The organism is Pseudomonas aegrilactucae, from assembly GCF_019168305.1.
Lineage (GTDB): Bacteria > Pseudomonadota > Gammaproteobacteria > Pseudomonadales > Pseudomonadaceae > Aquipseudomonas > Aquipseudomonas aegrilactucae.
Genome location: NZ_JAHTBI010000008.1, coordinates 1 through 26,453 on the forward strand (window position 1 = coordinate 1; position 26,453 = coordinate 26,453).

Consider the following 26,453-nt stretch of genomic DNA (forward strand, 5'->3'; position numbering starts at 1 on the left):
CAGTCGCTTGCTTCGGCTACCGCCGAAGGGGCTAGCGCCCTGCCCCCTGCACGACACCTACGTTCGGCCTCCTGGGGGACGGAAGATCAAGATCAACAGCAGATCAAGAGCAGATCAAGAGCAGATCAACAGCTGGACGCGGGAGGGCGGCGCAATTAGCTGGCCCGCACCCGCGCCAACGGAAACAACCGCCTGAAATTCTCCGTCGTCTGCATCGCCACCTGCTCGAAACGCTCCCCACGCACCAACGCAATAAACTCCGCCACATCCCGCACATACTCCGGCAAGTTCGGCTTGCCCCGGTGCGGAATCGGCGCCAGGTACGGCGAATCCGTCTCCACCAGCAACCGATCAGCCGGCACCTGCCGCGCCACATCACGCAAGGCATCGGCATTACGGAACGTCACAATGCCCGACAACGAGATGTAATACCCCAGGTCCAACGCCGCCTTGGCCATGTCCCAGTCCTCGGTAAAGCAATGCAGCACCCCCGCCTGCGGCAAGGCCGCCTCGCGCAACAGGGTCAAGGTGTCGGCACGCGCCGCACGGGTGTGGATCACCACCGGCTTGCCAGTGACCTGCGCAGCCTCCAGGTGCAGCCGAAACGAAGCCTGCTGCAACTCGGCCGCCTCAGGCTCATAGTGATAGTCCAGCCCGGTCTCGCCAATCGCCACCACCTGCGGGTGACTCAACTCGCCCAGCAACCAGTCCAGCGCCGGCGCCTCGCCCGGCGCCAGGTCCAGCGGATGGATACCCACTGAACAGTCGACGTCCGGATAACGCTCGGCCAGCGCCTTGACCTGCGCCGCGTTGTCGGCACTCACCCCGATACACAGGAAATGCCCCACGCCACGCGCCCGCGCAGCATCGAGCGCAGCATCCAGTGAACCGCCATGGGCAGCGAGGTCGAGACGATCAAGGTGACAATGGGAATCTACAAGCATGGCGTAATGACAACACTGAAAAGGAATGAACGGTAAGCCAGCTCAACGCTGGCCCGGCAACATGGCCCAGGAGGCCAGCAACGCTTCAAGCAGCAGTACACGGTTAAGGTTGGCCTTGCCCAACACCTTCTGGCGATGCGCGAGGATCCAATCCTGGATCTCCAATACCTTGCCTTGCGCGCTCTTCTGCGCCAGGTACTGCACGACCTTGCGCATATCCGCCAGACCCAGGCCCTCTTCGTCCTGGGTCAACTGGTAACGCAGGATCAGGTTCGACCAGTCGCAGAACCAGTCGAACAGCAACAGCAACGGAATACTGTTCCAACCCTCGGCCAACTGGGTCGGCGACTGCTGCTGCTTGAGCAGCTTCTTGACCCCCTCGACCACCTGCGCACGCTGTTCACGTACGCCCTGGGCCTGCAGCCGCACGGCCAGCAACGGTGAGCCCGCGGCCAGGCTCAGCAGTTCGAGACGCTCGGCCTCGTCGCTGCCCGGCAATGCCGCGGCCAACCAGGCTTCGCTTTGCGCGTGGCTGGGCAATGGACACGCCTGCTGCTGACAACGGCTCTTGATGGTCGGCAACAGGCGGCTGGGCTGATGGCTGACCAACAGCAGCACGGTGTTGCCCGAAGGTTCTTCGAGGCTCTTGAGCAAGGCGTTGGCGGCGTTGACGTTCATCGCCTCCACCGGCTCGATGAGGATTACCTTGCGCCCGCCCAACTGCGCGGTCTGCACCACGAAACTGACCAGATCACGCACCTGGTCGACCTTGATCGGCTTGTCAGCCTCTTCAGGCTCGAGGATGTAATTGTCCGGGTGGCTGCCTGCATTGAGCAGCATGCACGACTTGCACTGGCCGCAGGCCTGCAACCCCTCGGGCCGCTGGCACAGCAGCAAGGCCATCAGGCGCTCGGCCAGGGCGCGCTTGCCGATGCCCTGCGGCCCGTGCAGCAGGTACGCATGGGCATGCTGGGTACGCCCGGCCAACTGCTGCCACAGCGATGCCTGCCACGGGTACGCTTCAGCCACGGCAACGCACCAGGATCCGCGGCAACAGCGCATCCAGAGCCAACTGCACCTGGGCCAGCGGCTGCGCCGCGTCTACCAGTTGATAACGCGCGGGATCAGCCGCCGCACGCGCCAGGTAAGCCTGACGTACGGCCTGGAAGAATGCCTGGCCTTCCTGCTCGAAACGGTCAAGCCGCCCACGCGCGGCGGCACGCGACAAACCGACTTCCACCGGCAGGTCGAACACCAGGGTCAGGTCCGGGCGCAGGTCGCCCTGAACGAAGCGTTCAAGGGTCGCGATACGCTCCACGGACAGGCCACGGCCACCGCCCTGATAGGCGTAGGTCGCATCGGTAAACCGGTCACACAGAATGATGGCGCCGCGCGCCAGTGCCGGGCGGATGACCTCAGCCAGGTGCTGCGCACGGGCGGCGAATACCAGCAACAGCTCGGTGTCGGCATCCATATTTTCGTCGCTGGGCGCCAGCAGCAGCTCGCGGATGCGTTCGGCCAGCGGCGTGCCACCCGGCTCGCGGGTCAGCACCACGTCCAGCCCCTGGGCACGCAGGTGCTCGGCCAGGTACTCGCGATTGGTGCTCTTGCCCGCGCCTTCCGGACCTTCCAGGGTAATAAACAAGCCGCTCACAGGCAGTCCTTAATCTTGGTCATTGCGGGGTAGGTTCGCTGGCCGGCGGTACATCCGGCTGCGGCTCGGGCACCGACTCGGCCGGCGGTACTGCATCGACCGGCGCCCCACTCTCAGGCCTCACGCGCGGTGCGGGGCTTGAGCGGTAATCGGCGCGGCGCTTGATCTGGTACTCGCGCACTGCCGAGTTGTGCGCATCCAGGTCGTCCGAGAACACATGGCTGCCATCGCCCCGAGCGACAAAGTACAGGCTGCTGCCGGCCACCGGGTTGAGCGCGGCGTGTATCGCCTCGCGCCCGACCATGGCAATCGGCGTCGGCGGCAGGCCGGCAATTACATAGGTGTTGTAAGGCGTAGGCTCGCGCAGGTCGGCCCGGGTGATCCGGCCGTTGTAACGCTCGCCCATCCCGTAGATCACGGTAGGGTCAGTCTGCAGCAGCATGCCGATCTGCATGCGCCGCACGAATACGCCAGCAATCTGCCCACGCTCCTGCGGCACACCGGTTTCCTTTTCTACCAGCGATGCCATGATCAGCGCCTGGTAAGGGTCACGATAGGGTAGCCCGGGCGCGCGCGCAGCCCACTCCTTGGCCAGCACCTCTTCAAGGCGCGCATAGGCCTGCTGAAGGAACTCCAGGTCACTCATGCCACGCACGAAACGGTAGGTATCCGGAAAAAAGCGCCCCTCGGGGAACACGCCCGGATGCCCGAGCTTGTCCATCACCTCGCTGTCGCTCAGGCCGTCGAGGGTTTGCCGGACTTTCTCATGTTTGGCCAGGGCCGCACGCACCTGGCGAAAGCTCCACCCCTCCACCAGGGTCATGCTGTACTGCACCACCTCACCCTGGCGCCAGTCCTCGAACAGGTCGCGAACGGTCATGCCGGGGGTCATGCGGTACTCGCCGGTGTGCAACGGGACGCCGGCCATGTTGAAGCGCCAGTACAGGCGCAACCAGAAGGCGTCACTGATAACGCCGTCGCTCTGCATGCGATAGAACATGCGGTTGGGCGTAGTTCCGGTGGGCACATCGAGCAATTGCTCACCCGTGAGGTGCAACGACTGTTCCAGCGACGAATGCACCTTCCAGGCCGAAAAACCCAATAGCAGGCCAGCCAGGATCAACCCGGCCTCCAGCAGCACCAACAGTTTACGTCTCACGAATCAGGCATCCAGTAGCGTACGGGCAATGGCCTGCAGTTTACGGGTGAGCGGGCCCGGCGACCAGTTCAGCTGTTCAAAACAGCACACCGGCCATACCCCGTAGACACTGTTGCACAGCAACACTTCGTCGGCACGCTCCAGATCGGCCAGCGACAGGTCGACAACGCAGGCCGTGATACCCAGCTGGCGCGCGGCGTCGAGCAAGGCGGCACGCATCACCCCGGCCACACCGCAACGGCTGAGGTCGGCGGTGTACAGCACCCCGTCACGCACCAGGAACAGGTTGCTGTAGACACCTTCGATGACGCGCCCGGAAACATCGCGCATCAACCCTTCGGCATGCTCGCCACCCTGCCATTCGGCACGGGCCAGTACCTGCTCCAGACGATTGAGGTGCTTGAGGCCGGCGAGCAATGGCTGCTCGGCCAGGCGCGTTTGGCAGGCAAACAGCGAAACCCCCTGCTCGGCATTTTGCGCCGGGTAGCGGGCCACGGGATTGCCTTGCAGAATACGTCGGGGCGCCACCCCGGCTGCCGGCGCGTAGCCGCGCTGGCTGTCACCACGCGCGAGAATCAGCTTGAGCACGCCGTCACCCAGCACGCTGGCATAACGGCACACTTCATCGCGGATCAGTTGGTGGTCGGCGCTGATTGCCAGGCGCTGGCAACCCAGCGCCAGGCGCTCGAGGTGATACTCGAGCAGCGAAGGCCGACCGGCGTGCACGGCGATGGTCTCGAACAGCCCATCGCCGTAGGCCAGCCCCCGGCTTTGCAACGCGATCGCGTCTGCCGGCAGGCCATCGATCCAGCTGTGCATCACTCGGCGAACCGGCGGAACACCAGCGAGCCGTTGGTACCGCCAAAACCGAAGGAGTTGGACAACACCACGTCGATCGGCATGCTGCGCGGCTGGTGCGGCACAAAGTCCAGGTCGCAGCCGACATCCGGCTCATCCAGGTTGATGGTCGGCGGCGCCACCTGGCCGTTGATGGCCAGCACGCTGAAGATGGCCTCCACCGCACCGGCGGCACCCAGCAGGTGACCGGTCATCGACTTGGTCGAACTGACTGCCAGCGCGTGGGCGTGCTCGCCGAACACCGACTTGATTGCCGCCACTTCGGCCAGATCGCCTGCCGGCGTCGAGGTGCCGTGGGCGTTGATGTACTGGACTTCGCTGGCATCGACGCCGGCATCGCGCAGGGCATTGGCCATGCAGCGCGCAGCACCGGCACCGGTGTCAGGCGGCGAGGTCATGTGGTAGGCATCGCCACTCATGCCAAAGCCCACGAGCTCGGCGTAAATGGTCGCGCCACGGGCCTTGGCGTGCTCGAGTTCTTCGAGCACCAGGGCACCGGCACCGTCGGACAGCACGAAACCGTCACGCCCCTTGTCCCATGGACGGCTGGCACGGGTTGGCTCGTCGTTACGAGTCGACAGCGCCCGCGAGGCGCCAAAGCCGCCCATGCCCAGGCCGCAGGCGGCCATCTCGGCGCCACCGGCTATCATCACGTCGGCTTCGCCGTAGGCGATGTTGCGCGCCGCCATGCCGATACAGTGCGTACCGGTGGTGCAGGCGGTGGCGATAGCGTAATTGGGGCCCTGTACACCCAGGTGGATCGACAGGAACCCGGAAATCATGTTGATGATCGAACCTGGCACGAAGAACGGCGAAATGCGCCGCGGGCCTTGCTCATGCAACGTCCGGCTGGTTTCTTCGATGTTGGTCAGGCCACCAATGCCCGAACCCATGGCCACGCCGATGCGCTCACGGTTGGCATCGGTGACTTCCAGGCCGGCATTGCGCACCGCCTGAAACCCGGCCGCCAGACCGTACTGAATGAACAGATCGAGCTTTCGAGCTTCCTTGACCGACAGGTACTGCTCGACCTCGAAGCCCTTTACCGAGCCGCCAAAACGGGTGGAGTAGGCAGACAGGTCAGTATGCTCGATCAGACCTATGCCACTGCGGCCAGCCAGAATGCCCTGCCAACTGCTTGGCACATCCGTGCCCAGTGGCGACAGCATACCCATACCGGTGACCACGACGCGTCTACGCGACACAGCACTCTCCTTATTCTATGGTCTTCATCTCTTGCAAAGAAAAAACCGCACGCCAGTAACGGCAGTGCGGTTTTTCCATGACAAGAAGCGACGACTACAAAGTCTTAAGCCTGGTGGCTGGTGACGTAGTCGATGGCTGCTTGAACAGTAGTGATCTTCTCGGCTTCTTCGTCAGGGATTTCGGTCTCGAATTCCTCTTCCAGAGCCATCACCAGCTCAACGGTGTCAAGGGAATCGGCACCCAGATCTTCTACGAAGGCAGCAGTGTTGACCACTTCTTCTTCTTTAACGCCCAGTTGCTCGGCGACGATTTTCTTGACGCGTTCTTCGATGGTGCTCATACCTAGTTTTCACTCCTAATGGATATATGTCAGGCAGCTGGCCGGTGTGTAAGTTTATAGAAAGACGCCTGCTTTTCAAGCGCAACGCGTCTCTCGAACTTCACACCCACCTGCTGCCTAGAATTTGGTTGCAGCTTTATAACGGATTTTAGACAGCTCGTATGACATTTTTTTGAAGCAATCCGTCACATTTAACTACATGTACATCCCGCCGTTGACCGGGACAGTAGCACCGGTCACGTAAGCTGCACCGTCCGAAGCCAGGAACGCAACCACTTTCGCGATCTCGTCGGCCTGGCCCAGACGCCCCAGCGGAATCTGGTTCTGCAGCGCTTCACGCTGCGCTTCTGGCAGCTCGCGCGTCATGTCGGTGTCGATAAAGCCTGGCGCTACCGAGTTGACGGTAATCGCACGGGAGCCGACTTCACGCGCCAGGGCACGGCTGAAACCTTCCAGACCAGCCTTGGCAGCAGCGTAGTTGACCTGACCGACGTTGCCCATGGCGCCGACGACCGAACCGATGCTGATGATACGACCCCAGCGCGCCTTGGTCATGCCGCGCAGCACGCCCTTGGACAAACGGTAGAGGCTGTTCAGGTTGGTGTCGATGACATCGAACCACTCGTCGTCTTTCATGCGCAGCATCAGGTTGTCACGGGTGATGCCGGCGTTGTTGACCAGGATGGTCGGCGCACCGAACTGCTCCTGGATGGCAGCCAGGGTCGCGCTGACCGACTCGTCGCTGGTGACGTTCAGCTCAAGGCCGGTACCGGCGATACCGTGCTCCTTGAGGGTCGCAGCGATGCGCTCGGCGCCCGAGGCGGACGTGGCGGTACCGATGACGGTGGCGCCCAGACGGCCCAGTTCCAGGGCGATCGCCTGGCCAATGCCACGGCTGGCGCCGGTGACCAGTGCAACTTTACCTTGCAGGCTCATGCCAGCTTCTCCTAATCAGGCCAGCGCCGCACGGGTGGCGGCGACAGCATCCGGGGTATTGAGGTTGTAGGTGGTGACGCCGTCGGCGCAACGCTTGTTCAGACCGGCCAGCACTTTGCCAGGGCCGCACTCGACCAGTTGGACCGCGCCCTTGGCAGCCAGGGCCTGCACGCACTCGACCCAGCGTACCGGCTTGTACAGTTGCTCGAGCAGGTCACGCTTGAGCGTCTCAAGGTCGGCTGGCACGCCAGCGCTGACGTTCTGCACCAGCGGAATCTGCGGGGCCTGCCAGTCGATGGCATTGACCGACTCGGCAAAGCGCTCGGCCGCCGGGCGCATCAGCTCGCAGTGCGACGGCACGCTGACCGGCAGCGGCAGCGCGCGCTTGGCGCCGGCAGCCTTGCAGGCCTCCATGGCGCGCTCGACGGCAGCCTTGGCGCCGGCGATGACGACCTGGCCCGGGGAATTGAAGTTGACCGCACTGACCACTTCACCTTGCGCCGCCTCTGCGCACAGGCCCACGACCACTGCGTCGTCCAGGCCCAGGATCGCCGCCATGGCGCCCTGCCCGGCCGGCACGGCCTCCTGCATGAGTTCGCCACGGCGCTTGACCAGCTTCACGGCGTCACCCAGGCTCAGGCTGCCAGCGGCGACCAGCGCGCTGTACTCACCCAGGCTGTGCCCGGCAACGAATGCTGGGCGCGCGCCGCCTTCAGCCAGCCACACGCGCCACAGCGCGATGGAGGCGGTGAGGATCGCGGGCTGGGTTTTATCGGTCTGGTCGAGTTGCTCTTGCGGGCCCTCCTGGGTCAAGGCCCAGAGATCGTAGCCCAGCGCCTCGGAGGCCTCACGGAAGGTTTCGATGACCAGCGGGTACTGGGCGCCCAGCTCGGCCAGCATGCCGAGCGACTGCGAACCTTGACCGGGAAAGACGAATGCGAGGGATGCAGACATTGAACAAGCCCCTAATGATCTTGTCGTCGAAAATAGCGCCCAGCCTGGGCTGAGCGCGGGAAAACTGACAATTGGATGGTAACGAGAACCAAGCGGTCACATTTAACCACTTCCTGGCCCGGATGCCTAAGGCAGCAGATCCTCGAGGCGCCCGTGAAGGCGCTGCGGCAGGTTCTCCTGAATTTCGATCAGGGCTCGCTCGATGGCGCTCTGAAAACCTTGCACACCGGCCGAGCCGTGGCTCTTGATCACGATCCCCTGCAACCCCAGAAAGCTTGCGCCATTATGTCGCGCCGGCGCCAGGTCGGCCTTCAGGCGCTGCAGCAGCGGCATCGCCAGCGCGCCGACCAGGCGCGCCGCCACACTGCCCTTGAACAGCGCCTCGATACGCGCCCCGATCATGGTCGCCAACCCTTCGCTGGACTTGAGCAGGATATTGCCGACAAAGCCGTCGCACACCACCACGTCTGCCTCGCCGCGGTACAGGCCATCGCCCTCGACAAAGCCGATGTAGTTCAGCCCGCGCGCATGCTGCAGCAAAGTGGCAGCCAGCTTGACCTGCTGGTTGCCCTTGATGTCTTCGGTACCGATATTGAGCAAGGCCACACGCGGGCGTGAAATACCCAGGGCCTGCGCCGCCACCGACCCCATCACGGCGAACTGAAAGAGGTGCTCGGCACTGCAGTCGACGTTCGCACCCAGGTCAAGCAACTGGCAATAGCCGGTCTGCGTCGGAATCGCTGCCACCATCGCCGGCCGGTCGATACCCGGCAGGGTCTTGAGCACATAGCGCGACAGCGCCATCAGCGCACCGGTGTTACCGGCACTCACGCAAGCCTGCACCTTGCCATCACGCAATAGTTCGAGGGCGATGCGCATTGACGAATCGGGCTTGCCACGCAGCGCCTGGGATGGCCGCTCGTCCATGCCGATCACTTCGCTGGCCGGCACAATCTGCAGGCGCGCGCGATCCGCTGCCGACTGGCCAGCGATCAGATCTTCAAGGAGGGAGGGTTGACCGACGAGGGCCAGGTGCAGCGAGGGTGTAGCCGACAGACAAGCGAGGCTCGCCTGGACAATGCTGCGGGGACCGAAGTCCCCGCCCATTGCGTCAATCGCGATGATCTGAGCGGACAAGGATTACTCGTCAGCGCCCTTGTCGATCACTTTGCGACCACGGTATACGCCTTCTGGCGACACGTGGTGACGCAGGTGCACTTCACCAGTGGTTTTCTCTACGGACAGAGCGTTTTCCGAGAGGGCGTCGTGCGAACGGCGCATGTCACGGGCAGAGCGGGATTTTTTGTTCTGCTGAACAGCCATAATTGATTAACTCCTAAACGTTTGGGTCACGCTTTAACTGCGCCAATACACTGAACGGGTTGGACCGCGTTACCTCGTCCTTGCTCGGTTCGGGCTCATCGGCGCCCGCCGGCTGCTGGCATTCTTCCGGATGATGAGCAGGCACGATAGGCAAGGCGAGCAAAAGCTCCTCCTCGACCAGTGCTTGCAGATCCAAAGGATCTTCGCCCAGTTCCAGCACGTCATAACCTTTCGGTAACGACTGGGTATTCGCACCCTCTTTCACCACAGCGTATGTAGATTCGCTGTGGATCGGCAGGGTGACCAGCTCAAGACAACGCTGGCAAACCATTTTGACCTCGACAGTCAGATCACTGTGGATAACCACGGTTTTCTGCTCGTCTCGCTCAAAATCGAATTTAGCCTGCACCGTACCGACAGAGTCGGAAAGCGGGTCGCAGAGTCTCTCCAAATCGGCGAGCTGCAGTGTTCCTTCAAGGGAAACACCACGATCGGCCAATTTGCGCGGGTCAACGTGAGGTGGAATCGGGTCATTCAACATAGGCGCAGCATTCTAGGGATGCCCCCCGCCCCTGTCAAAGGAAATTCGGCCTTGTTCAACATGTTAGAATCGGCGAACCCGTTCAGGAGTTCATCATGCTGCCTCTGCTGCTGGCTTCCAGCTCCCCTTACCGGCGCGAATTACTCGCGCGCCTGCAACTGCCCTTTGCCTGGGCCGCCCCCGATATCGACGAGCAGCGCCAGGGCGAAGAGCCCGCGCTAGAGCTGGTCAAGCGCCTGGCCCGACAGAAAGCCGAAGCGCTGGCAGGCAGCCACCCCCAGCACCTGATCATCGGCTCCGACCAGGTGGCGGTGCTCGGCGAGCAGATCCTCGGCAAGCCGCACACCTTCGACAAGGCGTGCGAGCAATTGCTGGCGGCCAGCGGCAATCATGTCACGTTCCTGACCGGGCTGGCCTTGCTCAACACGCAGACCGGGCACTGCCAGGTGGATTGCGTGCCATTTACCGTGCACATGCGCGAACTTGAGCTGGCACGCATCGAACGCTATCTGCGCGCCGAGCAGCCATATGACTGCGCTGGCAGCTTCAAGTGCGAGGGACTGGGGGTGAGCCTGTTCCAGAGCACCCACGGCTGTGACGCCACCAGCCTGGTGGGACTGCCGCTGATCCGACTGGTGGATATGCTGCTCAAAGAAGGCGCGAGCATTCCCTGAGGGCCCTGAGGGCCGCCCAGTCGACAAAAACCGGCCATAAGGCCGGTTTTTTCACCCCTGCAACACTCAGCGCAAGGTCGGCCCCTGGAAGCCCATCCACATCGCCAAATGCTCGGCAACGCTGGCACCCAGGCGCTTGGAGAAGCGATCGAACGGCGACTCCTCGACGGTGAAGTCGACCAGGGTCTTCTCCCCCACCACTTCACGCGCCACATAGTCAGCGCTGCCCAAGGCATCCACCAGCCCCAGCCGCACCGCCTGCTCACCCGACCAGATCAGGCCGCTGAACAACTCAGGATGGTCTTTATCCTTGAGCCGCTCACCACGACCCTGCTTCACGCTGGCGATGAACTGCTTGTGGGTGGTCTCCAGCACACCTTGCCAGAACGCCGTCTCTTCCGGCTTCTGCGGCTGGAACGGGTCGAGGAAGGCCTTGTGCTCGCCCGCGGTGTAGGTACGCCGCTCGACGCCCAGCTTCTCCATGGTGCCGACAAAACCATAGCCGGCTGCCGTGACACCAATCGAACCGACCAGGCTGGCCTTGTCCGCGTAGATCTGGTCCGCCGCACTGGCGATGTAGTAAGCGCCCGAAGCCCCCAGATCACTGATGACCGCATACACTTTCACCTGCGGCTTGGCAGCCTGCAGGCGACGAATCTCGTCATAGATATAGCCCGACTGCACCGGGCTCCCACCCGGACTGTTGATGCGCAACACCACCGCCTTGGTTTTCGTATCGTCGAACGCCGCGCGCAGGCTGGCGATGACGTTATCGGCACTGGCCGGCTCCTTGTCGGCAATGATCCCGCGCACCTCGATCAGCGCGGTATGGCTGGCACTGCGCGCGGCGCTCTTGTCCATGTCCATCAGTGGCGAGAACAACGCCAGGATGCCGAACAGGTACACAAACGTCAGCAGCTTGAAGAAGATCCCCCAACGCCGCGACCGACGCTGCTCCTGCACGCCCGCCAGCAGGGTCTTCTCGAGCAGCTTCCAGCTCTTCTGTTCTTCATTGCGCTCGGCTTCGGGCGCCTTCCACTCGTCAGTCATGCTCACCTACCCTGGAATTTCGATTGCACAAGCCCGGCCCAACCACGGCTGCAATTGTGAAAAGTGCTGTATGGACAACTGCGGCTCGTAAACGCTCAATGCGTCGAGCGACATCGCACCATGCCCGACCGCCACCGAATGCATGCCCGCATTGCGCGCCATCAGCAGGTCGAACGACGAATCCCCCACCATCAACGCACGACTCGCAGGCACCTGGCAATGCGCCAGGATCTCCTCGAGCATCAACGGATGCGGCTTGCCCCGGGTCTCATCGGCAGCACGGGTGATATCGAAGAATTGCTCCCAGCCATTGGCCACCAGCACCCGGTCCAGACCGCGACGCGCCTTGCCGGTCGCCACAGCCAGATGATAACCCTCGGCCTTGAACGCCTCGAGCGCCTCCGCCACGCCGGGATACAACGGCGACGGCTGGCTATCGAGCGCCATATAGATGTCGGCATAGTGCTGGCGGAACGCGACGATTTCAGCGTCACCCAACTGCGGATACAAGGTACCGATGGCTTCGGGCAATGCCAGGCCAATGATGCCCTTGACCGCCTCGTCCGAGCACAGCGCATACCCTGCACGCTCGGCGGAGCGATGCATGGCCTCCACGATGCGCCCGATCGAGTCGGCAAGGGTGCCGTCCCAATCGAAGATCAGCAGGTCGTAATCACGGCGCACTCAAACGCTCCACGGTCTTGGCCCACATCTCGTCCACCGGCGCCTCGACCTTGAGTTCACCGCCGTCAGGCAATGGCACGGTCAGCGCATAGGCGTGCAGGAACAGCCGCTTGCCGCCCAGCTCGCGAATCTCACGGGTGAAGTCTTCATCGCCATACTTGCTGTCGCCGGCAATGCAGTGGCCCGCGTGCAGGGTGTGCACGCGGATCTGATGGGTACGACCGGTGATCGGGCGAGCCTCCACCATGGTCGCGAAGTCACCGAAGCGGCGCAGCACGCGGAACAGGGTCAAGGCTTCCTTGCCCTCTTCGTTGACCTCGACCATCCGCTCGCCGGAACGCAGGTTGCTCTTGAGCAGCGGCGCATTCACCTGCTTCTTGGCGGTCGCCCAATGGCCGCGCACCAGCGCCATGTAGCGCTTGTCGATGCCATCACCGCGCAGCGCCGCGTGCAAGTGGCGCAGCATGCTGCGCTTCTTGGCGATCATCAGCAGCCCGGAGGTGTCGCGATCGAGGCGATGCACCAGCTCCAGCTCCTTGGTGTCGGGACGCAACTGACGAAAGGCTTCGATCACGCCATAGTTCAGGCCACTGCCACCGTGCACGGCAATACCGGCTGGTTTGTTGAGCACGATCAGCGCCTTGTCTTCATACACGATCGCCGCTTCAAGGCGCTGAAGCAGGCCCTGTGCCAACGGCACCGGCTCGTCGCGTTCAGGCAGACGAACGGGCGGTACACGCACGATGTCGCCGGCCTGCAGTTTGTACTCAGGTTTGATCCGACCCTTGTTCACCCGCACTTCGCCTTTACGCAAAATGCGATAAATCAAGGTCTTGGGAACGCCCTTGAGTGCGGTGATGAGGAAGTTGTCGATGCGCTGGCCGGCAAGTTCCGGCGCGACCTCGATCAGCTGTACGCCGGAGGTCGGAGGGGTAGTAGTCGTCATTTGCGAATCATAACAATTTTTTATGGATTTGAAGCACTTAATGATTGCTGCTATAGTCGCGAACGCCGCCAAAAGCGGTTGGCCAGCGGACCAATGGCTTCGAGCCGGCCCTGACCTACGCAATTCTCGAGGACGCGAGGCCGTCCGACGGGGCTTTCGCCAGTTTACAGAAGTGCCTGGAATCGCTACCAGCACCGATGAGAGAAGACCGATAAAAAACAACAAGAGCGGTGTTTGGCCCTCCTGCACGTTTTTTTTCGATGCCCACTCCTTCAGTGCAATCGCTTTCACGCAATCATGGCGAATACTTCGGAAATACCAGCCTTAGCCATAGAAAGCGCGGGCTCCCGTATGGAGCTGGCGATAACTGCAACCCGTTGCGGATTCAGCGCGCGGCAGCACCCGAATTATCAGGGATACGTGTAGGGTGGAGATGCACAACCGTCGGACCGTGTAGTACTGCGTCCAGTCCACAGGCCCTCTGGCCCGCGACCGGACCCGGTCTTGATCAAGATACCCAGTGGGTGTCCACGGCCGAAGGCTGATTCCTCCTCCTGACTGAGTGCATTTGACACCACAGCTAGCAGGACGCGTCGTCGCGACTTCGGCAGCACTGGGTGACCAGTCCGACCGCAAGCCGCTGGACACGGGATGGCCCGCCACCCCTGACGCACCCTGACACCGACCGTGAGAAGTCGTGTGTGCCGAACGCCGTTTCCGGCAGCCCGGAAACCGACGGTACTACATGAAAAGAATGTTGATTAACGCAACTCAACCCGAAGAGTTGCGTGTTGCTCTGGTAGACGGCCAGCGCCTCTACGACCTGGACATCGAGTCCGGCGCACGCGAGCAGAAAAAGGCCAACATCTACAAAGGCAAGATCACCCGCATCGAGCCCAGCCTTGAAGCCGCCTTCGTCGACTTCGGCTCCGAGCGTCACGGCTTCCTGCCTCTCAAGGAAATCTCCCGCGAATACTTCAAGAAGTCGCCCGAAGGTCGGGTGAACATCAAGGAAGTGCTCAGCGAAGGCCAGGAAGTCATCGTCCAGGTCGAGAAAGAAGAGCGCGGCAACAAGGGCGCTGCCCTGACCACCTTCATCAGCCTGGCCGGTCGTTACCTGGTGCTGATGCCGAACAACCCGCGTGCCGGCGGCATCTCGCGTCGCATCGAAGGCGAAGAGCGCAACGAACTGCGTGAAGCGCTCAACGGCCTGGTCGCCCCTGCCGACATGGGCCTGATCGTGCGCACTGCCGGCCTTGGCCGCAGCAGCGAAGAGATGCAATGGGACCTGGACTACCTGCTGCAGCTGTGGACCGCCATCAAGGAAGCCTCGCTTGATCGCGCCGCACCGTTCCTGATCTATCAGGAAAGCAACGTCATCATCCGCGCCATTCGCGACTACCTGCGCCAGGACATCGGCGAAGTGCTGATCGACAGCGTCGATGCCCAGGAAGAAGCCCTGACCTTCATCCGCCAGGTGATGCCGCAGTACGCCAGCAAGATCAAGCTGTACGAAGACAGCGTGCCGCTGTTCAACCGCTTCCAGATCGAAAGCCAGATCGAAACCGCCTTCCAGCGCGTGGTCGACCTGCCGTCGGGCGGCTCGATCGTGATCGACCCCACCGAAGCCCTGGTCTCCATCGACATCAACTCGGCGCGCGCCACCAAAGGCAGCGACATCGAGGAAACCGCCCTGCAGACCAACCTGGAAGCGGCTGAGGAAATCGCCCGCCAACTGCGTCTGCGCGACATCGGCGGCCTGATCGTCATCGACTTCATCGACATGACCCCGGCCAAGAACCAGCGCGCCGTCGAAGAAAAGGTGCGCGAGTGCCTCGAAGCCGACCGTGCCCGCGTTCAGGTCGGCCGCATTTCGCGCTTCGGCCTGCTGGAAATGTCGCGTCAGCGCCTGCGCCCTTCGCTGGGTGAAAGCAGCGGCATCGTCTGCCCACGCTGCAGCGGCACCGGCATCATCCGTGACGTCGAATCGCTGTCGCTGGCAATCCTGCGCCTGATCGAGGAAGAAGCCCTCAAGGACCGCACTGCCGAAGTGCGCGCCCAGGTGCCGATCCCGGTCGCCGCGTTCCTGCTCAACGAAAAACGCAATTCGATCACCAAGATCGAACTGCGTACCCGGGCACGTATCGTCATCCTGCCGAACGACCACCTGGAAACCCCGCACTTCGAAGTCCAGCGCCTGCGCGACGACAGCCCGGAAGCGCTGAACAGCCAGTCCAGCTACGAAATCGCTGCAACCGAAACCGAAGAAGTGCAACCCGCCGCCGCCACCCGCACCCTGGTGCGCCAGGAAGCAGCGGTCAAGACTGCACCGGCCCGTGCCAATGCCCCTGTCCCGGCCCCGGAAGCGCCAGCTGCCCCGGCCGCACCCGTGCACAACCTGCCTGAGCCAAGCCTGTTCAAAGGCCTGGTGAAGTCGCTGGTAAGCCTGTTCGCCGGCAAGGACGAACCGGTTGCCGCGGCCCCGGTAGTCACCGAGAAGCCAGCCACCGAGCGCCCGCAGCGTAACGAAGAGCGCCGTAACGGTCGCCAGCAGAGCCGCAACCGCAACGGCCGTCGCGACGAAGACCGCAAGCCACGCGAAGAGCGTGCTCCGCGTGAAGAGCGCCAGCCGCGCGAAGCCCGCGAAGAGACCTCGCCTCGCGAGGAGCGTGCACCCCGTGCCCCGCGTGAAGAGCGTCAACCGCGCGCCCCGCGTGAAGAGCGTCGCCCACGCGAAGAGCGTGCAGAGCGCCCGGTACGTGAACTGCGCGAACCGCTCGATGCCGCTACCCCAGCCGTGCGTGAAGAGCGTCCGGAACGTGCCCCGCGCGAAGAGCGTCAGCCTCGCGAAGAGCGCGCACCACGTGAAGAGCGCGCACCGCGCGAAGAACGGGCACCACGCGAAGAGCGCGCACCGCGCCCGCCACGTGAAGAGCGTCAGCCACGCCCGGCCGAAGCGGTCGAGGAAGTGACTGAAGAGCAACTGCCGAACGAAGAGCTGCTGCAGGATGACAACCAGGAAGGCGCCGAAGGCGAACGTCCTCGTCGTCGCTCGCGCGGTCAGCGTCGTCGCAGCAACCGTCGCGAGCGTCAGCGTGATGCCAACGGCAATGTGGTAGAAGGCAGCGAAGACGGCGCCGAAGAAGGCACCGAGCAAGCCACCGAAGCCCGCAGCGAAAACACCGCTCAGCCATCGGGTGCCGAACTGGCTGCCGGCCTGGCCGTTACTGCTGCCGTTGCTACCAGCAACATCAGCGCCAACGCCGAGGCCCAGGCCAATGCCCAGGCCGAGCGCGCTACTGCCTCGGTGGACGACACCCCAGCCGTGGTAGCCGAAACGCCATTCGAGGCGGGTACTGTCGAACCGGTGGTTGTCGAAGCCAGCGTCGAGCCCGTTGAAGCGGTGCAACAGCCTGCTGTCGACACTGCGGTCGAGGAGGCTGTCGCAGCCCCTGCGGTCGAGCAACCGTTTGAGGCGCCTGTGCAGGCCGCCGAGCCGAGCTTCGAACCTGCAGTCGAAGTGGCACCGCAGCCTGTCGAAGCAGCGGTAGAAGCGCCTGTTGAGGCCCCGGTTGAACTGCCTGTCGAAGCGCCTGTCGCCCAGGCACCGGTTCAAGCCGAGGTTCAAGCCGAAGCGCAAGCACCGGTCGCTGCCGAGCCTGTGATTGCCCTGCCGAGCGAGCCTGAAGCGCCGGTTGAAGTGCAAGCCGAGCCAGTCGTGGCAGCAGAGCCTGCGCCGGCTGTCGAGGCTGAAGCACCGGCTGCCGAACCTGTAGAGGTTGAAGCACCGGCCGTCACCCTGGCCAATGGTCGCGCGCCCAACGACCCACGTGAAGTGCGTCGTCGCAAGCGCGAAGCTGAAGCGGCTGCCGCTGCAGCACGTGCCGAGCAAACCGAAGAAGAGCATAAACCGCTCGTCTGACGGTCATTAAAAAGCCCCGCCAGTGCAAACTGGCGGGGCTTTTTATTGCCTGTAGATCTTGTATTGGGCAGGTCAGTACAGGTTAGGCTCCATCTCGAGCTCGACGCCGAAGCGCGCCAGCACATCGGCCTGGATCCGCTGTGCCAGTGCATACAACTGACCACCACTGGCCTGTCCATAGTTCACCAGCACCAGCGACTGCAAGCGGTGCACTCCGGCATCCCCTTCCCGAAAGCCCTTCCAGCCGGCCTGCTCGATCAACCACCCCGCCGCCAGCTTCACCTGACCATCAGGCTGTGGGTAACCCACTACGCCGGGGTGCGCATCACGCACCTGCGCAGCCAACTGCGCACTCACTACCGGGTTCTTGAAGAAACTCCCGGCATTGCCCAGCTCGGCCGGGTCGGGCAGCTTCTCGCGACGGATGCTGCAGATGGCATCACTGACGTTCTGCGCCGTCGGCTGCTCGATGCCCTGGTCGCTCAGGCGCTGACGCACCGGACCGTAATCCAGGTGCAACTGCTGTGCACGACTGAGCGCAAAGCGCACACGCAGAATCAACCAGCGCCCCGGGTAGCGCTTGAACAGGCTGTCCCGGTACGCAAAATCACACTGTTCAAGATCGAACGTATGCAACTGCCCGGTCTGGCGGTCCAGTGCGGTCAGGCCGGCGAACACGTCCTTGATCTCCACGCCGTAGGCGCCGATGTTCTGCATCGGCGCAGCCCCTACCGTGCCCGGAATCAGGCTGAGATTCTCGAGCCCCGCCAGGCCCTGGGCCAGCGTCCATTGCACGAATGGATGCCAGGGCTCGCCCGCCTCGGCCTCGACCACCACGCGCTGGCCGTCATCGGACAGTACGCGCACGCCAACGCTGGCCATGCGCAGCACCAGCGCGTGAACGTCAGCGGTCAGCAACAGGTTGCTGCCACCACCAATCACCAGCACCGGCAACTCTCGGTCGGCCGCGTGCGCCAGCAGTTGACGCACCTCGTCGTCACTGTGGGCCTGGGCAAAGTACTGCGCCTTCACCTCGATACCGAACGTGTTGTAGGGCTTGAGCGATACCTGCGACTGCACCTGCACGCTCATATGCGCCCCTTCAGTTCGACGACCAGGCCGCGGCAGGCCACTTCGATCAGGTCCAGCACCCGATCAAAACCCGCTTCGCCGCCGTAGTACGGGTCGGGAACCTCATCCACTTCAGCGTCGAAGCGTCGCAGGAACAGGTCCAGCTCGGCCTTGCCGTTGGACGGTTGCAGCGCCTTGAGGTGCCCCAGGTTGCTGTGGTCCATGGCCAGGATCAGGTCGTAGCGGCCAAAGTCCTGTGTGCTCACCTGCTGCGCACGCTGCGCCGACAGGTCATAACCACGCTGCAACGCGGCACGCTGGGTACGACTGTCGGGCGGCTTGCCCACATGCCAGTCACCGGTGCCCGCCGAGGCCACTTCAACCTGATCAGCCAGGCCCGCCAGGTTCAACTGATGGCGCAACACGCCCTCGGCCGTCGGCGAACGGCAGATATTGCCCAGGCACACGAACAGAACGCGCATCAGGCCTCCAGCAAGCGCCGTACGCGCTCCAGGTCTTCAGGGGTGTCTACGCCTACCGGCGGCGCCTGCAGCGCGTCGGCCACATGAATGCGCACGCCATTCCACAGCGCACGCAGCTGCTCCAGCGCTTCGGTCTGCTCCAGCCAGCAAGGCCCCCAGCCGACGAAGTCCTGCAGGAAGCCGGCGCGGTACGCATACATGCCGATATGCCGACGGTACGGCACACCGGCGGGCAACTGCTCACGCCCGCGAGCGAACGCATCACGCGCCCACGGCAGCGGTGCCCGACTGAAGGTCAGGGCCAGGCCATTGCAATCGGCGGTCACCTTGACCGCATTGGGATTGAACAGCACCTCGACATCGTCGATCGGCTCGGCCAAGGTGGCGATCCCGGCTTCGGGGTGCGCCGCCAGGTTGGCCGCCACCTGGTCGATGATCACAGGCGGAATCAGCGGTTCGTCGCCCTGCACATTGACCACGATGGCGTCATGCGCCAGCCCCAGCTGGGTGGCGACTTCGGCCAGGCGGTCAGTGCCCGACTCGTGGTCTTCACGGGTCAGCAACACCTCGGCGCCAAACGCCTGGCAGGCGCTGACGATGCTCGGGTCATCGGTGGCGATCACAACCCGTGTGGCGCTGCTTTTGCGCGCCTGTTCCCACACATGCTGCACCATCGGCTTGCCGGCAATCTCCAGCAGCGGCTTGCCGGGCAGGCGGGTGGAGCGCAGGCGTGCCGGAATCACGACGGTGAAATCCAGGCTCATTTGTCCAGACGCTCGTCGTCAGTCAAGGTGCGCGCTTCGGTTTCCAGCATGACCGGGATGCCATCGCGGATCGGGTAAGCCAGGCCGGCACCCTTGCTGATCAGCTCGGTCTTGTCGGCGCTGAGCTTGAGCGGGCCTTTGGTGATCGGGCAAGCAAGGATGTCGAGCAATTTGGTGTCCATGAAAATTCCTCAGGCCTGTGGCCGGAAAAAGAAAAATGTCAGGGCAGGCGTTGCCCCGGCAACAGACGCGTCAATTGCGCGTCGAGCCAGGCCACGAAGGCCGGCGAAGGTACTGCATCGACCGCAAGATACCACCAGTCTTCAGCGGCGAAAGCACGGCATTTCACCGCATCCTTTTCGGTCATCACCAGCGGCAGTTGCGGGGCGAAACTCAAGGCCTGTGCACTGTATGCCGCATGGTCCGCAAACGCATGCGACACCGGCTGCCAGCCCAGATCCCGAAGGGTATTGAAGAAGCGCTGCGGGTTGCCGATGCCGGCCACCGCGTGCAGCGCCTGGCCCGGTGCAAAGCAGGCAAGGTTGCGCCGCTCGCCGCTGCGCAGGTTGACCAGTGCGGTAGGCGCCAGGGTAAAGGCGAAGCCATCGTCGCGGTCGGCCTGCGCGCCGTTGTAGAGTACCGCGTCAACTTCTTCCAGGCGCTCGACCGGCTCGCGCAGCGGCCCGGCCGGCAGGCAGCGACGATTGCCCAGGCCGCGGGCGGCATCGATCAGCACCAGCTCCAGGTCACGTGCCAGGCCGTAGTGCTGCATGCCGTCGTCGCACAGGATAAGGTCCAACGGCTCGGCCTCGAGCAGTGCGCGCACCGCCTGCCCGCGGTCAGGGTCGATCACCAGCGCCACGCCGGTACGCTGCACGATCAGCAAGGGTTCATCGCCCGCCTGCTCGGCCGATTGATCGGCACGCACGCGCCAGGGCAACTGTGGCGGCGTGGCGCCATAGCCACGGCTGACCACCCCGACGCGCAGGCCGCGCTGGCGGCAATGCTCGATCAGAAACAGAATCAGCGGGGTCTTGCCGGTGCCGCCCACTGTGATGTTGCCCACCACCAGCACCGGCACAGGCGCGCGGTAGATATCGCCCTGCCCGGCCAGAAAACGCTCGCGCTTGCCACGGACCACCCGGCGATAAAGCGCTTCGAGCGGACGCAGCAGCACCAGCGCCGGGTGGCCGGTGTACCAGGCTTGCAGCAGACGGTCGGCAAACGCCATCAGGGTGCCTCCGGCGCGGCCTCGACCGTGGTCATGCGCAACTGGCTGAAGCCCAGCTTGCCCGCCGCGTCCATGGCCGTGACCACCGCCTGGTGCGGGGTCTTGCCGTCGGCGCTGATCGACAACGGCATCTTGGTATCGCCCTGGGATTCTTTCTGCATGGCCTCGGTCAAGGTCCCCAGGTCGCTCTTGGGCAACAGGTGATTATTGACCGAGTAGACGCCTTCGGCGCTGATGGTGACTTCCAGCTGCTTGAGCTCGCTGTCCGGTGCCGGCGAACCGCTGACGGCCTCGGGCAACTCGACGCGCAGCTGGGTTTCACGCGTGAACGTCGTGGTCACCACGAAAAACAGCAGCAGAATGAAGACCACGTCGATCAGCGATGCCAGGTTGATGTCCACGGTCTCACGTGGCTTGCGGCGGAATTTCACGCCTTGCCCTCGCTCAGGTCGACATCGCGGTCCCCCTGGACCACCTCCACCAGCTTGATCGCTTCCTGCTCCATGCCGACCACCAGTTCATCGATGCGCCGCTGCAGGAAGCGATGGAAGAACACCGCCGGGATACCCACCATCAAACCCGCCGCCGTGGTAATCAGCGCCTTGGAGATACCGCCCGCCAGCACCGACGCATTGGTGGTCATGCCGGAACCGGTGAAGGCACTGAAAATGTCGATCATGCCCAGCACCGTCCCCAGCAAGCCAAGCAATGGGGCCATCGCAGCGATGGTCCCCAACGCGTTGATGTAGCGTTCCAGCTCATGGATGACGCGGGCAGCAGCCTCCTCGATGCACTCCTTCATGATCTCGCGACCATGACGCGAATTGGCCAGACCTGCGGCCAGGATCTCGCCCAGGGGTGAATCGGCACGCAGGGCCTTGAGCTTTTCACTATTGAGCTGCTTGTCCTTGATCCAGCGCCAAACCTGTCCAAGCAGGTGCGGCGGGGTCACGCGGCTGGCGCGCAGGGTCCACAGGCGCTCGGCAACGATAGCCATGGCAGCGATGGAACTCAGAATGATCGGCAGCATCATCCAACCACCGGACTTGACCAATTCCCACACAGTAAGGACCCCCTCGAAAAAGTCCGCCACTTTACCATAGGGGTCACAACGCCGAACAACGTCATGTCGGCTCACGCCAGAAGCGCCGCTGGCTGCGCTGGCCGAGCGCCTCGCCGAAACGCCCCAGCAACAGCCGCACGGCGCCCTGCACGGCGCTGTCATGCACGCTGATACCCTGTGCCTGATAGCGCCCCACAACCTGTGGATGCGGATGCCCAAAGGCATTGTGGCGCCCCCGCGAAATCAGCACGCCACGCGCCTGGGTGTGCTCCAGAAAAACCTGGCTGGAAGAGGTCCGGCTGCCATGGTGCGGGGCCTGCAACCAGTCCACCCGGCCGGCCATGGGCCCGCGCAGCCAGGCACGTTCGGCACGCGCATCGATGTCGCCGGTCAGCAGCAGGGTTTCGCCACCAGCCTGCACGCGCAGCACGCAGGAGCGCTGGTTGCTGTCCCCGGCAGCGTCCCACTGCCACAGGCTGAACTGCACGTCATCCCACTGCCAGCGCTCGCCACTGGTGCAGGCTTGCGCGCGCAGCGGTCGCGGCGCCTCCACGACCTCACCGGCCACTACCCGCGCCACCGGCACCCCACGCTGAACCGCCAGGGCACCACCGGCGTGGTCGGCGTGTGCGTGACTGATCAGCATCAGGTCCAGGCGGTGCACGCCCAGCCTGTGCAAGGTGGGCACCACCACCCGCTCGCCCAGGTCACTGCCGCCTGTTGCGGGGCCGGTGTCGTAGAGCATCGCGTGGTGACGGGTACGCAGGAGAAAGGCCTGGCCCTGCCCCACGTCCAGTTGCCAGACCTCCAACTGGCCAACGGGCAGCTCGGCGCGCGGTGCATACACCGCCATCAGTAACAATGGCCAGCCCAGCAGACGCATCGGCAGCCCCTTGGGCAGCAGTACCAGGACGGCGCCGAGGCACACCAGCAGCCACGCCCACGGCGGCAACGCTGCAGGGATCCAGGCAGACTGCCACTGCGCGAGCAACGCCAGCAGCCAGAACAGTGCCGCCAATGCCGCCCCCGCCAGCCACAGCAACCCCTCTCCCAGCAGCGGCACCGGCAACAGCAGCGTACCGCTCAGCGCCAGCGGCAGGACGGCGATGCTGACCCAGGGCACCGCCAGCAGATTGGCCACTGGCGCCGACAGGCTGATCGGCAAACCCAGCACCAGCAGTACCGGCAGCAGGCCGATGGCGATCAACCCCTGCGCCCGCCCCCAGGCTCGCCACGGATTCCAGGCACCCAACCGACCACTGAAAATGAACACCAGCACCGCCACCGCCGTGAAGGACAACCAGAACCCAGGCTGCAGGCTGGCCAGCGGCTCGACCAGCAGCACGCCGTTGAGCGCCAGCAGCAGCGGCACCCCCACGCCCAGATGGCGAAAGCGCAGGCGCCACAGCAGCACCACCGCCAACATGATGCAGGCGCGCCGTACCGGCACCTGGAAGCCCGCCATCAGGCCATAGGCCAAGGCTGCCGCGAACGCCAGGCCGCAGGCCCATGGCAGCCACGGCAATGCGCGCGGCCATAGCCCCCAGCGCGCAAGCCCGGCCACCAGCGCATACACCAGGCCCGCGAGCAGGCCGATATGCTGGCCGGAGATCACCAGCAAATGCACTGTGCCGGTCGCCTGCAATACCTGCCAGTCCTCGCGCGCAAGCGACGCGCCGTCCCCCAGCACCAGTGCCGCCAGGGCAGGTTCGCGCCCGTGTGCGCCCACCTTGAGCAGGCGCTGGCGCACCCCATCGCGCCAGGCATGCGCAGCCGGTGCCAACCGCTCGCCCGCCTTTACGCTGCCCGTGGCACCAATGCGTCGAGCCAGCAAGGCGGCTTCCTGGTCAGGGCCATGCGGGTTGAGCAGGCCGGCCGGGCGCTGCAGTTGCACGGCCAGGCGCCAGCGCTCACCGCTGTTTACCTGCGGGCCGCCAAACCAGCTCATGCTGATACGCTGCGGCAGGTGGGCGCGGCGCGAAGCAGCCTCGACCAGTTCGAAACGCACCGAGCGCTCCCCCTGCTGTGGCAAGCCCACTACCTGGCCCTCCAACCACAGGATACGACCGTCCAGGCCTGGGCTCAGGCGATCGTCCAGCGCCCACTGCGCTGAAACGCACGCCCAGGCGAACCCCAGCAGAAACAGGCCGGGGACCGGGCGCCGGCGCAGCAGGCAAAGTGCGCCAACCCCGACAATGGCCCACAGCACGCCGACCGATGGCAAGACGGGTAATACCCTCAGGCACAGCAACCCGAGGGCAAGCGCCAACATCCCTGTGCGCATGCGTTGCAACTCCTGAGCAAAACCTTCCCCCAGAGGCTTAGATCACACAGCCCAGCTGCTCGCTTATTAATTGTCACAAAGTCTGAATTGGCGCTGTTTAGAATCCGTGCATACTGGCCACCTTCAGAGCGCCGAGACCCCACATGCCGCGTCGACTGTTCAAACGCTACATGCCCGATCCGACGAGCATTCGGGAACACAAATCCTTACGCTTTCTCGGCCGGCTGCTGCACGACCCCAACCTCTGGCACCTGAACCGCCACTCGGTGGCGCGGGCGATGGCGGTCGGGCTGTTTGCCGCGTTCATCCCCATCCCCATGCAGATGCTGCTGGCCGCCAGCCTGGCGATCCTGGTACGCGGCAACATGCCGATTGCCGTCAGCCTGGTCTGGCTGACCAACCCCTTCACCATGCCACCGGTGTTCTATTGCACTTACCAGATGGGCGCCTGGTTGATGCAGGTGCCGCCACGCACGCTGCCGGAAGAACTGACCTTCGAATGGATCACCGACCAGCTGTCAACACTGTGGCAGCCTTTCCTGCTGGGTTCGGTGGTGTGCGGGATACTGCTGGGGGCGCTGGCCTACTGCCTGACCATGCTGTATTGGCGCTGGTGGGTAGGCCGGCAGTGGCGCAGACGCAAGCACAAGTCAGCTGCGCATTCCTCGCCCACTGACCAGTAGGCGGATGCAGCCCAAGTACAACACTGCGGTGGCGACCAGCATGAAGGTAATGGCCACCCCGATGCGGATGTCCGACACCCCGAGGATGCCGTAGCGGAACGAGTTGACCATGTGCAGCACCGGGTTGGCCATCGAGACGGTCTGCCAGAACGGCGGCAACAGGGTGATCGAGTAGAACACCCCACCCAGGTAGGTCAACGGTGTCAGCACGAAGGTCGGGATGATCGAAATGTCATCGAAGTTGCGCGCAAATACCGCATTGATGAAGCCCAGCAGCGAAAAGATCGTCGCGGTCAGCAGCACCACCAGCACCGTCACGCCCAGGTGATGCACCTGCAGATGGGTGAAAAACAGCGACAGCAAGGTCACGATCACCCCCACCGCCAACCCGCGCAGCACGCCGCCCAGGGCATAGCCGATGAGGATGGTGTGCGGCGACACCGGCGACACCATCAGCTCTTCGATCGAGCGCTGGAACTTGCTGCCGAAGAAGCTCGACACCACGTTGCCGTAGGAGTTGGTGATCACCGACATCATGATCAGCCCGGGCACGATGTACTCCATGTAGGTGAACCCGCCCATGTCGCCGATCTGGCGACCGATCAGGTTCCCGAAGATCACGAAGTACAGCACCATGGTGATCGCCGGGGGCAGCAGGGTCTGCGGCCAGATCCGGGTAAAACGACGCACTTCACGGTAGACGATGGTATTGAGGGCGACCAGATTGGCGCGCAGCTCCGAACTCATACCGCCACCTTTGCCAGGTTTTTTTCCACCAGGGACACGAACAGCTCCTCGAGACGATTGGTCTTGTTGCGCAGGCTCTGCACCTCGATGTTCTGCAGCGCCAGCTGGCCGAACAGCGCGGTGATGCCTACTTCCTTGTCCACCTGCACTTCCAGGGTGTGCGGGGTGATCAGCCGGCACGGATAACCGCTCAGCTGCGGCGCTTGCGCCAGGTCATGCTTGAGGTCCAGCAGGAAGGTCTCGACGTGCAGGGTACCGAGCAGCTTGCGCATGCTGGTGTTCTCGACGATGGTGCCATGGTCGATGATGCCGATGTGCCTACACAGCTGCTCGGCCTCTTCCAGGTAGTGGGTGGTCAGGATGATGGTGATGCCTTTCTGGTTCAGCTCGGTGAGAAAGCTCCACATCGAGCGACGCAGCTCGATGTCGACCCCGGCAGTGGGCTCATCGAGGATCAACAGGCGCGGCTCGTGTATCAGTGCACGGGCAATCATCAGCCGGCGCTTCATGCCACCGGACAGCGACCGCGACGGTACATCGCGCTTGTCCCACAGGCCCAGCTGGGTCAAGTACTGCTCGGCGCGCTCTTTGGCCACCTTCATCGGGATGCCGTAGTAACCGGCCTGGGTCACCACGATATCGAAGGTTTTCTCGAACTGGTTGAAGTTGAACTCCTGGGGCACCACGCCAATGCTGCGCTTGAGCGCGGCCGGTTCGCGGTCCAGGTCATGGCCAAAGATGTTCACCGTGCCGCTGGTCTTGTTCACCAGGGTCGAGAGAATGCCGATGGTGGTGGATTTGCCGGCGCCATTGGGGCCGAGCAAGGCGAAAAAGTCACCTTCGGCGACGTCCAGGTCGATGCCCTTGAGGGCCTGGAAGCCGTTGCCGTAGGTCTTGGTTAGCTGCCGAATGGACAGAGCAGAACTCATAGCGGGTC

28 protein-coding genes are annotated in these 26,453 nt (G+C 63.7%); 3 read left to right on the forward strand and 25 right to left on the reverse strand.

Going from position 1 to position 26,453, the window contains the following annotated elements:
* Positions 1 to 155: 155 nt before the first annotated feature.
* From KUO17_RS02020 to KUO17_RS02075, 12 genes are all read right to left on the reverse strand, one after another.
* Positions 156 to 944, reverse strand: a complete 789-nt coding sequence (locus tag KUO17_RS02020) for a TatD family hydrolase (protein WP_217973377.1) — start codon at positions 942 to 944, stop codon at positions 156 to 158.
* Positions 945 to 986: 42 nt separating this feature from the next.
* Positions 987 to 1,973 (reverse strand): DNA polymerase III subunit delta', encoded by a 987-nt coding sequence (locus KUO17_RS02025; protein WP_217973378.1) that lies wholly within the window; start codon positions 1,971 to 1,973, stop codon positions 987 to 989.
* Entirely contained in the window at positions 1,966 to 2,598 is a 633-nt protein-coding gene (tmk, locus tag KUO17_RS02030) for a dTMP kinase (protein WP_217973379.1), read from the reverse strand. The genes KUO17_RS02025 and tmk overlap by 8 nt, the downstream gene beginning before the upstream one ends.
* 19 nt (positions 2,599 to 2,617) lie before the next feature.
* Positions 2,618 to 3,757 carry an endolytic transglycosylase MltG gene (mltG, locus tag KUO17_RS02035; protein ID WP_217973380.1) on the reverse strand — a complete coding sequence of 380 codons (1,140 nt, stop codon included), beginning with the start codon at positions 3,755 to 3,757 and terminating at the stop codon, positions 2,618 to 2,620.
* Between the two features lie 3 nt (positions 3,758 to 3,760).
* Positions 3,761 to 4,576: an aminodeoxychorismate lyase gene (pabC, locus tag KUO17_RS02040; protein WP_217973381.1), complete on the reverse strand. Its 816-nt coding sequence runs from the start codon at positions 4,574 to 4,576 to the stop codon at positions 3,761 to 3,763.
* The gene (gene fabF, locus KUO17_RS02045; RefSeq protein WP_217973382.1) at positions 4,576 to 5,820 is read right to left on the reverse strand and encodes a beta-ketoacyl-ACP synthase II; all 1,245 of its coding nucleotides are present in this window, start codon (positions 5,818 to 5,820) and stop codon (positions 4,576 to 4,578) included. Before fabF ends, pabC begins: the two co-directional genes overlap by 1 nt.
* 104 nt (positions 5,821 to 5,924) lie before the next feature.
* Positions 5,925 to 6,161 carry an acyl carrier protein gene (gene acpP, locus KUO17_RS02050; protein WP_217973383.1) on the reverse strand — a complete coding sequence of 79 codons (237 nt, stop codon included), beginning with the start codon at positions 6,159 to 6,161 and terminating at the stop codon, positions 5,925 to 5,927.
* Positions 6,162 to 6,356: 195 nt separating this feature from the next.
* Positions 6,357 to 7,097: a 3-oxoacyl-ACP reductase FabG gene (gene fabG / locus KUO17_RS02055; RefSeq protein WP_217973384.1), complete on the reverse strand. Its 741-nt coding sequence runs from the start codon at positions 7,095 to 7,097 to the stop codon at positions 6,357 to 6,359.
* A gap of 15 nt (positions 7,098 to 7,112) precedes the next feature.
* The gene (fabD, locus tag KUO17_RS02060) at positions 7,113 to 8,051 is read right to left on the reverse strand and encodes an ACP S-malonyltransferase (protein ID WP_217973385.1); all 939 of its coding nucleotides are present in this window, start codon (positions 8,049 to 8,051) and stop codon (positions 7,113 to 7,115) included.
* A gap of 126 nt (positions 8,052 to 8,177) precedes the next feature.
* Positions 8,178 to 9,188, reverse strand: coding sequence for a phosphate acyltransferase PlsX (gene plsX, locus KUO17_RS02065; RefSeq protein ID WP_255263356.1), 1,011 nt, complete (start codon positions 9,186 to 9,188; stop codon positions 8,178 to 8,180).
* Between the two features lie 3 nt (positions 9,189 to 9,191).
* Positions 9,192 to 9,374 (reverse strand): 50S ribosomal protein L32, encoded by a 183-nt coding sequence (rpmF, locus tag KUO17_RS02070; RefSeq protein WP_010223221.1) that lies wholly within the window; start codon positions 9,372 to 9,374, stop codon positions 9,192 to 9,194.
* A 13-nt stretch (positions 9,375 to 9,387) separates the two neighbouring features.
* Positions 9,388 to 9,915 carry a YceD family protein gene (locus KUO17_RS02075; RefSeq protein WP_217973386.1) on the reverse strand — a complete coding sequence of 176 codons (528 nt, stop codon included), beginning with the start codon at positions 9,913 to 9,915 and terminating at the stop codon, positions 9,388 to 9,390.
* A gap of 95 nt (positions 9,916 to 10,010) precedes the next feature.
* Here KUO17_RS02075 and KUO17_RS02080 point away from each other — a divergent pair, with 95 nt between their 5' ends.
* Positions 10,011 to 10,589 (forward strand): Maf family protein, encoded by a 579-nt coding sequence (locus KUO17_RS02080; RefSeq protein WP_217973387.1) that lies wholly within the window; start codon positions 10,011 to 10,013, stop codon positions 10,587 to 10,589.
* Positions 10,590 to 10,655: 66 nt separating this feature from the next.
* On the opposite strand, the gene sppA is transcribed toward KUO17_RS02080, so the two are convergent.
* From sppA to rluC, 3 genes are read right to left on the reverse strand one after another with little or no spacing between them, the layout of a single operon-like run.
* Positions 10,656 to 11,639, reverse strand: coding sequence for a signal peptide peptidase SppA (gene sppA, locus KUO17_RS02085; protein WP_217973388.1), 984 nt, complete (start codon positions 11,637 to 11,639; stop codon positions 10,656 to 10,658).
* A 6-nt stretch (positions 11,640 to 11,645) separates the two neighbouring features.
* Positions 11,646 to 12,323 carry an HAD-IA family hydrolase gene (locus KUO17_RS02090; RefSeq protein ID WP_217973389.1) on the reverse strand — a complete coding sequence of 226 codons (678 nt, stop codon included), beginning with the start codon at positions 12,321 to 12,323 and terminating at the stop codon, positions 11,646 to 11,648.
* Positions 12,313 to 13,269: a 23S rRNA pseudouridine(955/2504/2580) synthase RluC gene (rluC, locus tag KUO17_RS02095; RefSeq protein ID WP_217973390.1), complete on the reverse strand. Its 957-nt coding sequence runs from the start codon at positions 13,267 to 13,269 to the stop codon at positions 12,313 to 12,315. Before rluC ends, KUO17_RS02090 begins: the two co-directional genes overlap by 11 nt.
* A 745-nt stretch (positions 13,270 to 14,014) precedes the next feature.
* Here rluC and rne point away from each other — a divergent pair.
* Complete coding sequence (gene rne, locus KUO17_RS02100; RefSeq protein WP_217973391.1) at positions 14,015 to 17,191, forward strand: ribonuclease E; 3,177 nt, start codon at positions 14,015 to 14,017, stop codon at positions 17,189 to 17,191.
* A 72-nt stretch (positions 17,192 to 17,263) separates the two neighbouring features.
* Here the strand turns inward: rne and murB are convergent, their stop codons facing one another.
* The 8 genes from murB to KUO17_RS02140 all read right to left on the reverse strand — a co-directional run bounded on the left by murB (position 17,264) and on the right by KUO17_RS02140 (position 24,086).
* Entirely contained in the window at positions 17,264 to 18,283 is a 1,020-nt protein-coding gene (gene murB, locus KUO17_RS02105) for a UDP-N-acetylmuramate dehydrogenase (protein WP_217973392.1), read from the reverse strand.
* Positions 18,280 to 18,744 carry a low molecular weight protein-tyrosine-phosphatase gene (locus tag KUO17_RS02110; protein WP_217973393.1) on the reverse strand — a complete coding sequence of 155 codons (465 nt, stop codon included), beginning with the start codon at positions 18,742 to 18,744 and terminating at the stop codon, positions 18,280 to 18,282. Before KUO17_RS02110 ends, murB begins: the two co-directional genes overlap by 4 nt.
* Positions 18,744 to 19,508, reverse strand: a complete 765-nt coding sequence (gene kdsB / locus KUO17_RS02115) for a 3-deoxy-manno-octulosonate cytidylyltransferase (protein WP_217973394.1) — start codon at positions 19,506 to 19,508, stop codon at positions 18,744 to 18,746. Before kdsB ends, KUO17_RS02110 begins: the two co-directional genes overlap by 1 nt.
* Positions 19,505 to 19,690, reverse strand: a complete 186-nt coding sequence (locus tag KUO17_RS02120; protein WP_049861532.1) for a Trm112 family protein — start codon at positions 19,688 to 19,690, stop codon at positions 19,505 to 19,507. The genes kdsB and KUO17_RS02120 overlap by 4 nt, the downstream gene beginning before the upstream one ends.
* A 38-nt stretch (positions 19,691 to 19,728) precedes the next feature.
* Positions 19,729 to 20,739, reverse strand: coding sequence for a tetraacyldisaccharide 4'-kinase (gene lpxK, locus KUO17_RS02125; protein ID WP_217973395.1), 1,011 nt, complete (start codon positions 20,737 to 20,739; stop codon positions 19,729 to 19,731).
* Entirely contained in the window at positions 20,739 to 21,170 is a 432-nt protein-coding gene (locus KUO17_RS02130; RefSeq protein ID WP_217973396.1) for an ExbD/TolR family protein, read from the reverse strand. The genes lpxK and KUO17_RS02130 overlap by 1 nt, the downstream gene beginning before the upstream one ends.
* Entirely contained in the window at positions 21,167 to 21,802 is a 636-nt protein-coding gene (locus KUO17_RS02135) for a MotA/TolQ/ExbB proton channel family protein (RefSeq protein WP_217973397.1), read from the reverse strand. Before KUO17_RS02135 ends, KUO17_RS02130 begins: the two co-directional genes overlap by 4 nt.
* 61 nt (positions 21,803 to 21,863) lie before the next feature.
* A complete protein-coding gene (locus KUO17_RS02140; RefSeq protein ID WP_217973398.1) occupies positions 21,864 to 24,086 on the reverse strand; it encodes a DNA internalization-related competence protein ComEC/Rec2 in 2,223 nt (740 codons plus the stop codon).
* 143 nt (positions 24,087 to 24,229) lie between these two features.
* On the opposite strand from KUO17_RS02140, the gene KUO17_RS02145 reads away from it, so the two are divergent.
* On the forward strand, positions 24,230 to 24,769 hold the full coding sequence (locus KUO17_RS02145; RefSeq protein ID WP_217973399.1) for a DUF2062 domain-containing protein: 540 nt from the start codon (positions 24,230 to 24,232) through the stop codon (positions 24,767 to 24,769).
* On the opposite strand, the gene KUO17_RS02150 is transcribed toward KUO17_RS02145, so the two are convergent.
* Together KUO17_RS02150 and KUO17_RS02155 are read right to left on the reverse strand one after the other, a co-directional pair.
* Positions 24,737 to 25,516: an ABC transporter permease gene (locus KUO17_RS02150; RefSeq protein WP_217973400.1), complete on the reverse strand. Its 780-nt coding sequence runs from the start codon at positions 25,514 to 25,516 to the stop codon at positions 24,737 to 24,739. The genes KUO17_RS02145 and KUO17_RS02150 overlap by 33 nt on opposite strands.
* Entirely contained in the window at positions 25,513 to 26,445 is a 933-nt protein-coding gene (locus KUO17_RS02155) for an ABC transporter ATP-binding protein (protein WP_163945620.1), read from the reverse strand. Before KUO17_RS02155 ends, KUO17_RS02150 begins: the two co-directional genes overlap by 4 nt.
* Between the last annotated feature and the right edge of the window lie 8 nt (positions 26,446 to 26,453).

Bases quoted from the DNA above. Each gene is read 5' to 3' on its own strand.
- KUO17_RS02020 (WP_217973377.1), bottom strand. From the start codon at position 944: ATGCTTGTAGATTCCCATTGTCACCTTGATCGTCTCGACCTCGCTGCC.
- pabC (WP_217973381.1), bottom strand. From the start codon at position 4,576: ATGCACAGCTGGATCGATGGCCTGCCGGCAGACGCGATCGCGTTGCAA.
- acpP (WP_217973383.1), bottom strand. From the start codon at position 6,161: ATGAGCACCATCGAAGAACGCGTCAAGAAAATCGTCGCCGAGCAACTG.
- fabG (WP_217973384.1), bottom strand. From the start codon at position 7,097: ATGAGCCTGCAAGGTAAAGTTGCACTGGTCACCGGCGCCAGCCGTGGC.
- fabD (WP_217973385.1), bottom strand. From the start codon at position 8,051: ATGTCTGCATCCCTCGCATTCGTCTTTCCCGGTCAAGGTTCGCAGTCG.
- rpmF (WP_010223221.1), bottom strand. From the start codon at position 9,374: ATGGCTGTTCAGCAGAACAAAAAATCCCGCTCTGCCCGTGACATGCGC.
- KUO17_RS02075 (WP_217973386.1), bottom strand. From the start codon at position 9,915: ATGTTGAATGACCCGATTCCACCTCACGTTGACCCGCGCAAATTGGCC.
- KUO17_RS02080 (WP_217973387.1), top strand. From the start codon at position 10,011: ATGCTGCCTCTGCTGCTGGCTTCCAGCTCCCCTTACCGGCGCGAATTA.
- sppA (WP_217973388.1), bottom strand. From the start codon at position 11,639: ATGACTGACGAGTGGAAGGCGCCCGAAGCCGAGCGCAATGAAGAACAG.
- rluC (WP_217973390.1), bottom strand. From the start codon at position 13,269: ATGACGACTACTACCCCTCCGACCTCCGGCGTACAGCTGATCGAGGTC.
- rne (WP_217973391.1), top strand. From the start codon at position 14,015: ATGAAAAGAATGTTGATTAACGCAACTCAACCCGAAGAGTTGCGTGTT.
- murB (WP_217973392.1), bottom strand. From the start codon at position 18,283: ATGAGCGTGCAGGTGCAGTCGCAGGTATCGCTCAAGCCCTACAACACG.
- KUO17_RS02110 (WP_217973393.1), bottom strand. From the start codon at position 18,744: ATGCGCGTTCTGTTCGTGTGCCTGGGCAATATCTGCCGTTCGCCGACG.
- kdsB (WP_217973394.1), bottom strand. From the start codon at position 19,508: ATGAGCCTGGATTTCACCGTCGTGATTCCGGCACGCCTGCGCTCCACC.
- KUO17_RS02120 (WP_049861532.1), bottom strand. From the start codon at position 19,690: ATGGACACCAAATTGCTCGACATCCTTGCTTGCCCGATCACCAAAGGC.
- lpxK (WP_217973395.1), bottom strand. From the start codon at position 20,739: ATGGCGTTTGCCGACCGTCTGCTGCAAGCCTGGTACACCGGCCACCCG.
- KUO17_RS02140 (WP_217973398.1), bottom strand. From the start codon at position 24,086: ATGCGCACAGGGATGTTGGCGCTTGCCCTCGGGTTGCTGTGCCTGAGG.
- KUO17_RS02145 (WP_217973399.1), top strand. From the start codon at position 24,230: ATGCCGCGTCGACTGTTCAAACGCTACATGCCCGATCCGACGAGCATT.
- KUO17_RS02150 (WP_217973400.1), bottom strand. From the start codon at position 25,516: ATGAGTTCGGAGCTGCGCGCCAATCTGGTCGCCCTCAATACCATCGTC.
- KUO17_RS02155 (WP_163945620.1), bottom strand. From the start codon at position 26,445: ATGAGTTCTGCTCTGTCCATTCGGCAGCTAACCAAGACCTACGGCAAC.